At 43.1% G+C, this 13,171-nt stretch carries 13 protein-coding genes and 1 tRNA gene; 7 read left to right on the top strand and 7 right to left on the bottom strand.

What is annotated here, in order from left to right:
- Window positions 1-1,312 precede the first annotated feature (1,312 nt).
- On the top strand, window positions 1,313-2,308 hold the full coding sequence (locus tag AC5JMF_RS09380; protein WP_495795438.1) for a succinate dehydrogenase/fumarate reductase iron-sulfur subunit: 996 nt from the start codon (window positions 1,313-1,315) through the stop codon (window positions 2,306-2,308).
- Between the two features lie 85 nt (window positions 2,309-2,393).
- Here AC5JMF_RS09380 and AC5JMF_RS09375 read toward each other — a convergent pair whose 3' ends face one another.
- The 4 genes from AC5JMF_RS09375 to psbX form a co-directional block, all read right to left on the bottom strand.
- Window positions 2,394-2,906, bottom strand: a complete 513-nt coding sequence (locus AC5JMF_RS09375; RefSeq protein WP_495795437.1) for a TolB family protein — start codon at window positions 2,904-2,906, stop codon at window positions 2,394-2,396.
- Between the two features lie 114 nt (window positions 2,907-3,020).
- Window positions 3,021-3,590 (bottom strand): TolB family protein, encoded by a 570-nt coding sequence (locus tag AC5JMF_RS09370; protein WP_495795436.1) that lies wholly within the window; start codon window positions 3,588-3,590, stop codon window positions 3,021-3,023.
- 44 nt (window positions 3,591-3,634) lie between these two features.
- Window positions 3,635-4,543, bottom strand: a complete 909-nt coding sequence (locus tag AC5JMF_RS09365; RefSeq protein ID WP_495795435.1) for a Ycf66 family protein — start codon at window positions 4,541-4,543, stop codon at window positions 3,635-3,637.
- A gap of 244 nt (window positions 4,544-4,787) precedes the next feature.
- Window positions 4,788-4,907, bottom strand: coding sequence for a photosystem II reaction center protein PsbX (gene psbX, locus AC5JMF_RS09360; protein WP_495795434.1), 120 nt, complete (start codon window positions 4,905-4,907; stop codon window positions 4,788-4,790).
- A 284-nt stretch (window positions 4,908-5,191) separates the two neighbouring features.
- On the opposite strand from psbX, the gene AC5JMF_RS09355 reads away from it, so the two are divergent.
- Window positions 5,192-5,485, top strand: coding sequence for a YggT family protein (locus tag AC5JMF_RS09355; protein ID WP_495795433.1), 294 nt, complete (start codon window positions 5,192-5,194; stop codon window positions 5,483-5,485).
- 124 nt (window positions 5,486-5,609) lie between these two features.
- Here AC5JMF_RS09355 and accC read toward each other — a convergent pair whose 3' ends face one another.
- A complete protein-coding gene (accC, locus tag AC5JMF_RS09350; protein WP_495795432.1) occupies window positions 5,610-6,953 on the bottom strand; it encodes an acetyl-CoA carboxylase biotin carboxylase subunit in 1,344 nt (447 codons plus the stop codon).
- Between the two features lie 523 nt (window positions 6,954-7,476).
- Between accC and AC5JMF_RS09345 the strand changes: the two genes are divergently transcribed.
- From AC5JMF_RS09345 to AC5JMF_RS09325, 5 genes are all read left to right on the top strand, one after another.
- Window positions 7,477-7,557, top strand: a tRNA-Leu gene (locus AC5JMF_RS09345).
- A gap of 148 nt (window positions 7,558-7,705) precedes the next feature.
- Complete coding sequence (locus AC5JMF_RS09340; protein ID WP_495795431.1) at window positions 7,706-8,335, top strand: chorismate lyase; 630 nt, start codon at window positions 7,706-7,708, stop codon at window positions 8,333-8,335.
- Window positions 8,336-8,647: 312 nt separating this feature from the next.
- A complete protein-coding gene (locus AC5JMF_RS09335) occupies window positions 8,648-10,354 on the top strand; it encodes a DUF3352 domain-containing protein (protein ID WP_495795430.1) in 1,707 nt (568 codons plus the stop codon).
- 218 nt (window positions 10,355-10,572) lie between these two features.
- A complete protein-coding gene (gene ccsB / locus AC5JMF_RS09330; protein WP_495795429.1) occupies window positions 10,573-11,628 on the top strand; it encodes a c-type cytochrome biogenesis protein CcsB in 1,056 nt (351 codons plus the stop codon).
- Between the two features lie 198 nt (window positions 11,629-11,826).
- Window positions 11,827-12,450 carry a Uma2 family endonuclease gene (locus tag AC5JMF_RS09325; protein ID WP_495795428.1) on the top strand — a complete coding sequence of 208 codons (624 nt, stop codon included), beginning with the start codon at window positions 11,827-11,829 and terminating at the stop codon, window positions 12,448-12,450.
- Between the two features lie 32 nt (window positions 12,451-12,482).
- Here the strand turns inward: AC5JMF_RS09325 and AC5JMF_RS09320 are convergent, their stop codons facing one another.
- Together AC5JMF_RS09320 and AC5JMF_RS09315 are read right to left on the bottom strand one after the other, a co-directional pair.
- Window positions 12,483-12,869: a nuclear transport factor 2 family protein gene (locus AC5JMF_RS09320; RefSeq protein WP_495795427.1), complete on the bottom strand. Its 387-nt coding sequence runs from the start codon at window positions 12,867-12,869 to the stop codon at window positions 12,483-12,485.
- The gene (locus AC5JMF_RS09315) at window positions 12,866-13,144 is read right to left on the bottom strand and encodes a glycosyltransferase (RefSeq protein ID WP_495795426.1); all 279 of its coding nucleotides are present in this window, start codon (window positions 13,142-13,144) and stop codon (window positions 12,866-12,868) included. Before AC5JMF_RS09315 ends, AC5JMF_RS09320 begins: the two co-directional genes overlap by 4 nt.
- Between the last annotated feature and the right edge of the window lie 27 nt (window positions 13,145-13,171).

The following is a 13,171-nucleotide window of genomic DNA, read 5'->3' as shown; positions in this document are numbered from 1 at the left end:
AATAGGGCGAGGGCTTAATTCCTGTTAATAGGAGCTACAACCGCTTATATTATGGTTGTCCACAACATATTGTATGTCGTGGTGATCACAGACATTAACTTCGGTGATTTTACGGCACTTTTAACCATCATTCGCCATTGGAAATGAAATTATTTTCTTTTTTGGCGCTACTGTGGCGGTGTAACTTCAAGCCACCTTTATAAATTGGGTAAGTTCTACTCCAAATAAGTCGTAGACCCAAAAAATTACAGGTTTTCTACTTTCAGCGTTTGCCTTTGTTGCCCTTGAGTTGTAAGATTTTCCCTACTCGTCCTCTCAAGCTTAGGACAGCATAGTATTTGAATAGGGTCTTACGGGCATACACCCTTTTGTCCTTTCAGCAGAGACATAAATTTTATTGTCCCTACATTACAAAGAAACAAAGCAGTAGTAGCCGCGCTTATGCGGCTGTTGATTCTGGTTTTGTTACTTCGTAATTTTATATTAAATACTAGCATGGACTAATAATAGCAAAATAGTTGTTTAATTTTGAATTAAACTTGCTGATGAACTTTTATCTAAATCCCTAACCTTGATTAGGGAAAAGCGGTGAGGATTTCCTGATGGTTTTTTGCCTAGTGAGTATTGCAGTAGATTTTTTATAAAAATTTATCTAACTTAGAGGAGCAGTTTTGACCAATGAGTTAAGTCTAAGATTTTTTTGATTGAGACCAAACAAAAAGCGCCCAGATGAAAGATGAAGTATTTTCGGCTTTCAGCCTTTAGATTTCCTCATTTTTTTGGTCAGAGCATTTTGTACGTCTGTCTATGGGATGAATAAATTTCTCTACATCTGCCAGCTGCTTTATCACTACCATCAGATGTTGAAAATCTCCTTTAACAATTCTATATAACCAAAAAATTCCCAATTCACAACCGCCTGAATGATTTTTCCAGCAAATGGCTATCACTCAAGTTGAAATTCAGATGTATTGATCAGCTGATATACAATTATTTGGGATGTTTTTGCCAAAAAGACAATGGATGCTGGCCTGTGTGTGGTGAAACCCCTCTTTTTTGGACTCGTAAATCAGGTAAGTGAAATATAAAGCAGCAAGTACCTTTTTTGCTGTTGAGCTGGAGTTGGAGATAAATGTCACCCACAACCCTTATGCAACTAAAATTTTAATGGTTATCCTGAAATTAGAATCAGTTTATTAACACCCAGCATTGAGTGAAGGACAATAAGAGTATTGATCGCTTTTGACGATCGCCTGTCTAGTGTTTATTTTCTAAGGCAGGTCAATAAATTTCAAGACTTTGGTTGGTAAAAATGGAAGTTTTATTTAAAGTCATTCGGCAAAAACAAAATTCCTCCCCTGTAGTGCAAAATTATCTGTTGGAGGCAGAATCTAGTAATACAATCCTGGATTGCCTCAATCAGATTAAGTGGGAGCAAGACGGAACTTTAGCATTTCGCAAAAATTGTCGTAATACAATTTGTGGTAGCTGTGCTATGCGAATCAATGGACGTTCTGCTTTAGCTTGTAAAGAAAATGTGGGCAGCGAACTTTCTCGATTACAAAAAATCTTATCTGCATCGGAAACTCAGGCAAATCCAATTCCAGAAATTACGGTGGCCCCTTTAGGTAATATGCCTGTAATTAAGGATTTAGTCGTAGATATGAGCAGTTTCTGGAATAATTTAGAAGCGGTTGCTCCTTACGTAAGTACAGCAGCAAGACAAATTCCAGAAAGAGAGTTTTTGCAAACACCACAAGAGCGATCAAGTCTTGATCAAACTGGCAATTGTATTATGTGCGGTGCTTGCTATTCTGAGTGCAACGCCCGTGAAGTTAATCTTGATTTTGTTGGCCCCCATGCCTTGGCCAAAGCGTATCGCATGGTCGCAGATTCTCGCGATCGCAACACCGAACAGCGTCTAGAAAGCTACAATGAAGGCACAAAAGGAGTATGGGGCTGTACTCGTTGTTTATACTGCGACTCAGTTTGCCCCATGGAAGTCGCACCCTTAGAACAAATCACCAAAATTAAACAAGAAATTCTCACACACAAACAAAAGAGCGATAGTCGCTCAATTCGCCACCGCAAAGTATTGATAGATTTAGTCAAAGCAGGCGGTTGGATTGATGAGCGCCAATTTGGTTTACAAGTTGTAGGAAACTACTTCAAAGACCTCAGAGGCTTACTCAGCATTGCACCTTTGGGTTTGCGGATGTTGTGCCGAGGTAAGTTTCCCTTCTCCTTTGAATCTTCCCAAGGAACACAACAAGCGCGAGCATTGATTGAAGCTGTGGAAAGAGAATAGGGACTGGGGACTGGGGACTGGGGACTGGGGACTGGGTAATTATCTTTCTCCCTCATCTCCCTCATCTCCCTCATCCCCACTCCCCTTACGGTATATTCAACGGCTGCCCAGAACGGTTGTATACCAAAATATCCCATTGCCCGTTATTACTGGATTCAAAAGCAATCCTGTTACCATTAGCGCTAATTGTGGGATTGCGGACTTCGGCTTGCAGATTTGTTGTTAAATTTCGTGATTGGCGTGTTTCTCGATCATAGAGAAAAATAGCCGATCGTCCCTGACGACTAGCGGCAAAAACAATGTAGCGACCATTATCGGCAACACTGGGATGAGAGGCGATCGTATCAAAGGAGTTTAAACCCGGTAAATCAACCAAATTCTGAGTCACCGTATCAAACATATAAACATCTTGGCTGCCTCTGCGGTCAGTGATAAAAATAACATATCTCCCAGAAACTTGCGGACTCAGTTCCGAAGCGAGACTGTTGAGACTCCGCCCCCCCGGATCAAACGGATAATTCAAAAGACGAGGATAGCCAACACACCCACCCAATAAACCCAAAGATAAAAATATAGGTACAAAAACAACCCGTTTCATGATTTTAGTCAAGGTTAGTTTTCAGTAGTCAAGAGCAACAAATCCTTTGCCATCAACGCACTTTTGAAGCATCTTTAAATTACGAATTACGAATTACAAATTACGAATTACACCCTACGGCACTGTAGGCGGTGTATTCACTGCTGCCCCATTGGGAATATCTAACTCTATATTCGGCCCTCTGTCGAGGACTTCAATATCCCATTGACCACGGCTAGCAGTTTCAAAGACAACATAACGTCCATCTGGACTGATATGTGGATTTCTCACCCAGCCACGATAGATGGGAGTGAGAATTTGCGGCTGTTGGGTAGCGCGATCAAAAAGCGCTACCACTGGTTTACCTTGGTCGCTCGTAATATAGGCAATGTAACGCCCGGTATAACTCAAGCTAGGACTTTCGGCAATTGTCTCGGCTCGATTTAATCCTGGTGTGCGAATAAACCGCCGTTCCTGCAAGTCATAGATCAACAGCTGCTGATTACCATTCCGGTTGGATATAAACGCTAAAAAACGCCCATTTCCACTCAAAGCTGGTTGCTCCTCAGTGTAGCGACTGTTGAGGGAACTAGGCCCTATAGGAATATCATTAGAACCGCAAGATCCAACCAGAGTTACCAAACTAAAAATTAGGCTCCAAGAGATAGGTTTTTGGAGCCTGAATATAGACGTAAATTTTTTCACCTCAAAATTCCGTCGTCTTTAAGCTTACCGCCAACCCAATTGTGCTACATATCATCGTCAAAATTAGTTGAGTTATCTGGCTCCTCATTTGGTTTTTCAATCGGATTATACGGTACATAATCAGTTGGTATCGCTTCATCCTCTTCACGTTCTCTTCGAGGTGTTGAGTCAGTTGGTGGACGGCGTCTTTTTGGTCTAGGAGCAACATCATCCTCGCGATTTTCTGGTCGCTGAGGCCCATTGTTGCTGCGACGTGGAGGTCTTCTTACCTCTGTGCCGCTTTCCCAATCATCAACATCTCTATCTCTTGAGGAAGATCCCCAATTATCTTCTTCAAACTTTTCAGAACTACGATTCACTGGACGCCCAGAACTACGCCGACGGTTTCTCTCTCCTGTTTCTTGCCTATCGCTAACGCTGCGGCGTTCTGAACGACGGGGAGGTTGGTCTTCGTAATAGTCTTCACGAGATGAACGCTCATCCCTGCTACCTCGAATTCGGGGACGCGCGGGACGTTCCTCTTCCTCATAAGGTAGTGGTTCTAAATCTGCATCCATCTCAGCTTGATAATTTTTTCTATTGTAAGAATAGTTTCTACTAACCTCTCGCTCTTCATCCACAATAGGAGTGTTACGCTTAGCTTGCTGAGTAGCTATACTCCGCAAACGAATACTTTCAATAGCAAAAAATACTGTCGTGCCCACTAAAAGCAGTTGACCAAATTGGAGAATTGGGTCTAACCGCCATCCTTGAAAGATGAGAATGAAGCCGCAGAGCAAACCTACCGCCGCGAAAAATATATCTTGATCTCTTGACAGTTCGGGGCGCACAGTCCGCATAAAATACAGTGCTGCCCCAGCCACAGCCAGGAAAATTCCCAGAATACTGGCTGAGTTCGTTCCAAAATTGACCTGAGCCAGAACACTGGCTGAGTTCAGCCCAAAATTTAGCATTGTTCTTTTCCCAATATCAAATCTATGTTAGCGAGTCACAATTAAAATCACTACTCTAATCATCACAATATATTAAAGCTTCAAAGCATCTAGCATAGAAGCTCTGAAGCTGTTTACCCAAAGGTAAAAAATTTTGTGCCTGTCAGCTATAGTCACCCTCTAAGAGAAAGTTCTGCCATGAATGCAGTTAAGCATACAGTTGACAGACTAATCAATTGTGGGAGTCAAGCAACTCCCTCAAAGATTATGAGCGCTGGATTTTATCTTTCTGGCTAATGAAAATTAAAGCAGCTGTAATTGGGATAACGACAATTGCAGCACCCCAAACCAGACTCCAAAGAAAATTTGCTAAAGAGGGCGTCATAGTTCTCAACCTTTTTTTACACACTTCATCATAATTCTAATGGTGTATCAGTTTCTTGAGAAGCCTCTGAGCATGAGCTAATCAACTTGTTAACTAACCTCACAAACTATGGAGCTAGCAGTTTCAACCTGTTTGTCTTTCATTGACGCTACTAGATAACAGTGATTTTGTGTTAATCCCTGGTGAGGATTGAAATAAAATAATAGAGAGATTACTTTACAAAGCTTAAGATTTTTCGCTGTTGTTGACGTGTTTTCTTTGTTCACAGATAGTAGCTTAAACAGATGAGTGGTGTTAATTTGATTACCTGGACTCTCGGCCCTGTGTTGGGAGTCATGACGTTGCTGTTTATTTTGCGGATTATTCTCACTTGGTATCCGCAAGTGGAGCTAAATCGTCTGCCCTTTAACTTAATCGCTTGGCCCACTGAACCTTTTTTAGTGCCGCTGCGAAAGTTAGTACCACCTATCGGTGGAGTAGATATTACCCCCATTATTTGGGTTGGTATTTTCAGTCTGCTACGAGAAATTTTGCTGGGTCAGCAAGGGTTGCTGACTATGTTGTCTCGTGTAAGTTAGAGAATGGGGAGTAGGGAGTAGGGAATGGGGAATTGAGAATTGTCATTTGTTATTAATTATTCTCCGCGTCCCCGCGTCCCCGCGTCCCCGCGTCTTCTTCATCTCCTGCTCTTACTGCGCTCAACTATTTATTCATTTCTTGCACAAAATTGGTATAAACTTTACCTTGCAAAAATTGCGGGGTTTCCATAATTTTTTGGTGAAACGCGATAGTGGTGGGTAGTCCGGTGATTGCACACTCCCTAAGTGCGCGTTTCATGCGGTTGATAGCAGTAGTTCTGTCTGGGCCCCAAACAATTAATTTGCCAATCAGTGAGTCGTAGTAGGGTGGAATTTGGTAATCTGTGTAAACGTGAGAGTCAATTCTTACACCGGGGCCTCCAGGCGGGAGATAGCCGCTGATCCTTCCAGGGGCGGGGCGAAAGTCGTGGTCTGGGTCTTCGGCATTGATGCGGCATTCGATCGCATGACCCCGCAAAACTACTTGGTCTTGAGTTAGCTTGAGTCTTTCTCCTTGAGCAATCCGAATTTGTTCAACAACTAAGTCCACCCCAGTAATCATCTCTGTCACAGGATGCTCTACTTGAATTCGGGTATTCATTTCCATGAAGTAGAATTTACCAGATTTATCCAAAAGAAACTCGATAGTGCCCGCCCCAGTGTAGTTGATGAATTGGGCAGCTTTGATCGCAGCTTGTCCCATTTTCTCGCGTAGGTCAGGATCAAGAGCCGGGCTAGGGGCTTCTTCGAGTAGCTTTTGATTCCGGCGTTGAATCGAGCAATCCCTCTCACCCAAATGGATGACGTTACCATAGTTATCTGCCAAAATCTGAAACTCAATATGGCGAGGACGTTCAATAAATTTTTCTATATAAACGCCGGCGTTGCCAAAAGCCGCGCCTGCTTCTCCTTGGGCAGCTAGGAAAAGTTTGACAAATTCATCTTCAGAATGCACCAAACGCATACCCCGCCCTCCACCACCTGCTGTGGCTTTAATCATCACGGGGTAGCCGATTTCTTTAGCGATCGCTAATCCTTCTTCTTCCGATTCTACTAAACCTTCACTACCCGGCACCGTTGGGACGCCAGCTTTTTGCATGGTTTCTTTCGCAGTCGATTTATCCCCCATCTGCCTGATGGCGTCTGGAGTGGGGCCAATGAAGGCAATGTGATGATCGGCACAGATTTCCGCAAATTTGGCATTTTCTGCCAAAAAGCCATAGCCAGGGTGAATAGCGGTGGCGTTCCGCGTTAAAGCAGCAGCAATAATGTTAGGAATATTTAGATAACTTTTGATGCTGGCAGCTTCGCCAATACAAACTGCTTCATCTGCAAGTTGGACATGGAGTGCATTCCGGTCAACCACAGAATGAATCGCTACCGTTGTAATACCCATTTCTTCACAGGCGCGGAGAATGCGAAGGGCGATTTCTCCTCGATTAGCAATTAATATTTTGTCAAACTTCATTTTTTAGTTTTGATATCACTACCAGTAGATTGACATTTTTTTACATCTAATTTAAAACAATGCTTTCGCTTGATTTCAAATTATCGCAGGAGATTCGCAACCCCGATCCCAAGCAAATTGACACTAGGTTGAGATGGTTGAAACAGTACAAACTATCGGCTCAACAATCCTAAATTGGCTACAGGTCTGATCTAGACTAACAAGATTACTGCTGTGAGTCTTTACCAGTTTCCTGTTGAGCTAATGCGATCGCTAGGTTTGAGTTTAGCTGAAACAGCAACGCTATTTTAGCGGCAGCTTGGCGCTTATGCCCAACCAAAGGAGCGATTGCATGGTGTCTTTCACGGTAGCTCTACTCCTTTTTACTATCACTGCTGCTGCTAGATTTCAGTAAATCTAAGATCCACTGTGTGAAATTTATCAAACCGAACACTGAAATAATTCGTAATTCGTAATTCGTAATTCGTCGTCATTAAGAATTACGAATTAGTCTTATGCTATATTCTATATTTAGACAACCCATGCGGATGTGGCGGAATTGGTATACGCGCACGTTTGAGGGGCGTGTGGCTTTGCCTTGCGAGTTCGAGTCTCGCCATCCGCATTTTTTAGTAACTGGCGACTGGGGACGCGCTTACGCGGAGAATAATCAATAACAAATGACAATTCTCAATTTCCCACTCCCCACTCCCCACTCCCTACCTCTAGTTTTTTATGCTTTTATAGAGATAGGTGAAGTTTTGTAAAAAACATTGACTGCTACTTTTACCCCAACAAACAACTTAACATTACCAGCAGCTTGGCATCGACTCACCCCGATTTGGCAAGGAGCCGAGGAAATAATTCAGCAAGGTTTACCTCATACGCAGCTAGCACCTGCTTGGCAATTGCTGCTTTTGGGCGATGGTTCACCAACACGGCACTTACAATTACTTACAGGTGAACCTACAGAAGTAGATGTAATTGACATGTCGTTGATTGGTATGGATGCTGATGCTGCTCCCGATTTAATTCAAGCTGTTCCAGGGCCGCGACTAAGACGACAAGTGTGGCTGCGTACAGCCTCTGGTCAGAGATTGGCATATGCCACCTCATGGTGGGAAGCTAGTCATGTAGACGAGTATTTGCAAAACCGTTCATTACCAATTTGGGCGAGTCTAGCTCGTCTTCGCACAGAGTTATATCGAGATGTCCAAGGAATTTACTGCGGTTACTCAGCCGCATTAGAATCAGGTTTTGATGTGAGTGGGCCTTTTTGGGGTCGCCATTATTTGTTTTGGCATCACGGACAGCCATTAACATTGATTTATGAAGTTTTTTCTCCTTATTTAACAAAATATTTAGGTTCTATGCAGTTGAGTATTGTGAGTACCCAGACATAGTTAAGTTAATTAGCGTTCAATCTGCGAAATTCAACAAAGCATGTTACAAAAGGTAACTGATCATAATTAGCAACTGGGAATTGGGGGGATGAGGAAGATGAGGGAGTAGGGGGACGACAGCACTTCTTTGATTAAAGACGATACTTAAGCTTACTTAAGCGTAGAGGTATGTTCAGTAACCGGGGAAAGAGGAGAAATAACAAACACTCATCCCCAATCCGCATTACCCCTAATCCCCACTCCCTCCGCGAGCGGTGGCCCCGAGTTCCCCAATCCTCTTGATTAGTTTGCAAGTATAAGGTGTTGGTTTCAATGGCACTGCCTAATGTGTCTGTTCCGATGAAGAAAAAAAAGAAACCGTCTTTGATGCTGACGTTTTCGTCTGCTGGGTTACTCATTGGTGGGAGCATAGCAGCATACTGGTTATTAACTCAGGGACAACCATTTGATAAGGATTTGCCAGTAGGAGCAAACATTATTCCTGGTGATGCTTTATTTACGGTTTCCCTGACGACAGATGCAAAACAGTGGCAAAAATTGCGAGAATTTGGCACAAAACAAACCCAAGTAGAACTGGATAAAAATTTAGTACAACTGCGCGATCGCCTTCTGACAAATAATGGTTATGATTTCCAAAAAGATATCGCTCCTTGGGTGGGTGATCAAGTTACAATCGCAATTCTGGTTCCACAAGTAGCAAAAAATCCTGTGCCTAAACCAGTTGCTACAAATACGAATCGAGATGCTACTGATGTTCAGCAATCGATGGTGATGGTAATACCTATCAAAAGCCTCGAAAAAGCGAAAAATATTTTGGCACAACCCAAAATTCCCAAACAAGGTAAATGGATTAATCACACCTATCAAGGAATCACAATCAAACAAAATAAAGGACAAGCAGGGGAAGACTTCTCAGCAGCATTAATAGATAAGCGTTTCCTGGTTATCAGTGATAGCCTAAAAGCTACAAAACGAGCGATTGACGCCTATAAAGCTAAGACATCATTGGCCACAATAGGAGGCTTTGCCGAGAATTTTCCCAAAATTGCTAACTATCAACCCTTTGCCCAGTTTTATGTAAACGTACCAACAGCAGCTAAAATAGCTGCTACTTCTCCTAATCGTCGTTTACCTGCTCAAGTTTTGGCTCAACTTCAGAATAACCAAGGTTTAGCGGGGACAATAACCCTAGAGTCAGAAGGAATACGCTTAAAAGGTGTTTCATGGCTTAACCCTAATAGTCGGCGTGTACTGGCGGTAGAAAATAAAGCCGGAAAGATGCAAAACCGCTTACCAGCAGAAACCCTAATGATGCTTTCTGGTGGTAACTTACAGCGATTTTGGACGGACTATGTTTTAACATCTCAAGGAAATCCTCTCTCGCCCATATCACCAGAACAACTGCGAAGTGGCGTAAAATCTTTCACTACCTTGGATTTAGAGCAGGATTTGCTTAGTTGGATGAAAGGAGAGTTTTCCTTATCGGTGATTCCCTCTATCACAAAAGAAGGTTCGCTAGAGAATTTTCGTGCAGGCTTAGTGTTCATGATACAGGTAAGCGATCGCCAAGCAGCTGAAGCATCCCTAAACCAACTAGATGATGCAATGCGAAATCAATATCAGTTCCAGATTCAACCGGGAACGATTGCAGGTAAACCCGTTGTTAAGTGGATTGGGCCTTTAGGTACATTAACCGCCACCCATGGTTGGTTAGATGGAGACGTTGCTTTTTTAGTAATAGGCGCTCCCATCACCGATAAAATTGTTCCCAAGCCAAATACTCAACTAGCCATTACTCTCCCTTTTCAACAAACAGTACCTACACAACCCAATCCTACAAATGGTCAATTTTACTTGGATGTAGAACGCACTGTGAGAAATCTTCCCCCATCAACTCTCAACTTCAATCAGCAAACTTGGCTAGCAGCAACACGATCAATTGGAGTAACCTCTGCCGTCAGCGACAACCGCAGTAATCGTTACGACATTTTTATAGTGCTTAAGAAAGCTGGCAATTGAGCCTATGGACTTTGGGACGCGGGGACGCGGGGATGAGGGGACGCGGGGATGAAGGAGACGCGGGGACGCGGGGACGCGGAGAATAATAACAAATGACAATTCCCCAGTACCCCAGTACCCCCATTCCCAATTCCCCAGTACCCCCATATCCCACTAAGCAGATAGGATCAGAACAGTCAGAATTTATATATTAATCAATTCATTAGGGAGAAGACTGTATGAATCTGGTTGTACTCCAGAACTGGCTAGACAATGCCTCCTTTGCAATTTTATTCCTGACAATGCTGGTGTTTTGGGGAGGGGTCGCTTTTCCCAATCTCCCCTATCTAGCCGCTTTGGGGACAGCTGGGATGGCGATCGCTAATTTTTGTATAGCTGCCCTGTTAGCGGCTAGATGGATAGAAGCTGGTTATTTCCCGCTCAGCAATTTGTATGAATCTCTGTTTTTCTTGACTTGGGGAATTACCACTGTTCATTTAATTGCTGAAAATACCAGTCGTAGCCGCTTAGTAGGAGTTTTTACTGCTCCTGTAGCAATGGCGATCGCGGCTTTTGCCGCCCTGACATTACCATCAGAAATGCAAGTGTCAGAACCACTAGTACCTGCATTAAAATCAAACTGGCTGATGATGCATGTCAGTGTAATGATGTTGAGTTATGCAGCTTTGATGGTGGGTTCTTTGCTGGCGATCGCTTTTTTGATTGTCACTCGTGGTCAAAACATCCAACTCCAGGGTAGTTCTGTCGGTGCGGGTGGTTATCGTAGCAATGGCTACCGCTTGCAAAAAGCCAGTGAACTAGTTTCTCAACTATCAACACCTCCTGTCGAGAATAATGGCTTTGCTCGTTTTGAAACTAACAACAACGGCAACGGTAACACCGCTGTTTTGAATCTAGTCGCCGCTCCCGAATCTCCCGCCATAGCATCTAGCGAACCTCTTTCACCTCAACGCCTTAGCCTTGCCGAAACCCTCGACAACATCAGCTACCGCATCATCGGATTAGGATTTCCCCTGCTGACGATTGGTATTATTGCTGGTGCTGTTTGGGCCAATGAAGCTTGGGGTTCTTACTGGAGTTGGGATCCCAAGGAAACTTGGGCATTGATTACTTGGTTAGTTTTCGCAGCTTATCTCCATGCCCGACTCACTCGCGGTTGGCAAGGGCGTCGCCCAGCAATTTTAGCGGCCAGTGGTTTTGTTGTCGTGTGGATTTGTTATTTGGGAGTGAATCTTTTAGGTAAAGGTTTACACTCTTACGGGTGGTTTTTCTAAAAAACTTAAAAAAAGGGAACAGGGAACAGCTGAGCCAGCTGCCTGTTCCCTATGAATTCATCTAAAAAAATCATGGCGTTACTTTATAATTTCAGTAACGCCATAGTTCCCACAAACCCGCACAGCAGATCGCGTAACAGGAGCCATCAACAACACTCAATCATTTTTGTGTGGACGGAATTTGTAAAGGCAACGAATATGCATACTGTAATTACACCTGAAAGAATCGAGTTACCACCCGGCACAGTTGTAAGGATGTTGGGTTCTTGGCAAGACTATCAATTACTGAGTCAACAACTTGAAGATCGCGCTTCACCTCGCCTTAAATATCGACCTGGAGAAATTTTATTAATGGCACCGCTACCGGATCATGGAAGAGATGCGAGTTTGCTGGCAGACATTGCTAAAGTTTTACTAGATCATTTAGAGCAAAGATACGATTCATTTACGCCCATCACCATGAGCTTACCTCTGATTAGCGGTATTGAGCCTGACTATTGCTTTTATATTGAAAATTGGCGATCTGCAATAGGGAAGAGCCGTATCGACTGGCTCAATGAGCCTCCACCAGATTTAGTAATTGAGGTAGATGTTACTAGTTATACCAATATTAACGACTATTTTGTTTACAAAGTGCCAGAGATTTGGCTATTAAAGAATAAGCAGCTATTAGTTTATAGATTGCAGGATGAAAATTACGCAATTACAGAAAGTAGCTATTTTCCTAACGTTTCAGAAATTGTACAGCAATGCCTGCAAATTGCCAAAGAGCAAACAACAAGTGAGGCGATTAGGTGGTTAAGGAGCTTTTTGCAGGGGTGAGTGAAGGCGATCGCCAGAGAATTTCTCCATGTTTAACCGATCATACCTATATGTGCAGCAACAATCTGCCAAGTTCCGCTCGCGCAGACAGCCCAAACACGCGTGAAACGAAAGTCCCCATTTGCAGGGGTACCATTATAACTACCAGACAATTGCACTCGGACTGAAACGATCGCCACCTCTCCATGGATTTGAATACGCTGCTGTGAAGGTTTCAGTTCGTGTATCTTAATCAAACCAGATTCGTGAGCCGCTAGATCGTCTTGTTTTCCTAATAATTCTCCAAGATGACTGGTAATAATAATTTCAGGGGCTAGCAGTTCATTCAAAACGTTAACATCAGAAGCAAGCATTGCCTGAGCGAGCCGTTCTTCAAGGTTAATAATCTGAGTTTCAATTTGCTGCTTTGTGTCTTTCAATATATATTCCTCTTTGGCTTTAATCTATATGAAAAGTAGTCATAATTATTAAAATCAATACATATAATTCTACAAGTCTCTTGAGGATCATTCAACGCGGTGTTATCAGGGCGCATCCGATGAAACTCGAATTCCAAGGCTGCAATTTTGTCTTGATATTCTTTGTGAGTTGCAAATACCACCTCATGACTACGCTGCTGTAATTCCGGGGCGATCGCAATTTTGGGATGCAGATCACCAAAAGAGCCAATGGTGGTTAAAACAATTCGACTCATGAGTTTGCCTTTGGGTCAATTTTTGCC

The sequence above is a fragment of the Desmonostoc vinosum genome, from assembly GCF_059505385.1.
This window is presented reverse-complemented; position numbering and strand designations above follow the sequence as displayed.

Bases quoted from the DNA above. Each gene is read 5' to 3' on its own strand.
- AC5JMF_RS09380 (WP_495795438.1), top strand. From the start codon at position 1,313: ATGGAAGTTTTATTTAAAGTCATTCGGCAAAAACAAAATTCCTCCCCT.
- AC5JMF_RS09375 (WP_495795437.1), bottom strand. From the start codon at position 2,906: ATGAAACGGGTTGTTTTTGTACCTATATTTTTATCTTTGGGTTTATTG.
- AC5JMF_RS09365 (WP_495795435.1), bottom strand. From the start codon at position 4,543: ATGCTAAATTTTGGGCTGAACTCAGCCAGTGTTCTGGCTCAGGTCAAT.
- psbX (WP_495795434.1), bottom strand. From the start codon at position 4,907: ATGACGCCCTCTTTAGCAAATTTTCTTTGGAGTCTGGTTTGGGGTGCT.
- AC5JMF_RS09355 (WP_495795433.1), top strand. From the start codon at position 5,192: ATGAGTGGTGTTAATTTGATTACCTGGACTCTCGGCCCTGTGTTGGGA.
- accC (WP_495795432.1), bottom strand. From the start codon at position 6,953: ATGAAGTTTGACAAAATATTAATTGCTAATCGAGGAGAAATCGCCCTT.
- AC5JMF_RS09335 (WP_495795430.1), top strand. From the start codon at position 8,648: ATGGCACTGCCTAATGTGTCTGTTCCGATGAAGAAAAAAAAGAAACCG.
- ccsB (WP_495795429.1), top strand. From the start codon at position 10,573: ATGAATCTGGTTGTACTCCAGAACTGGCTAGACAATGCCTCCTTTGCA.
- AC5JMF_RS09325 (WP_495795428.1), top strand. From the start codon at position 11,827: ATGCATACTGTAATTACACCTGAAAGAATCGAGTTACCACCCGGCACA.
- AC5JMF_RS09315 (WP_495795426.1), bottom strand. From the start codon at position 13,144: ATGAGTCGAATTGTTTTAACCACCATTGGCTCTTTTGGTGATCTGCAT.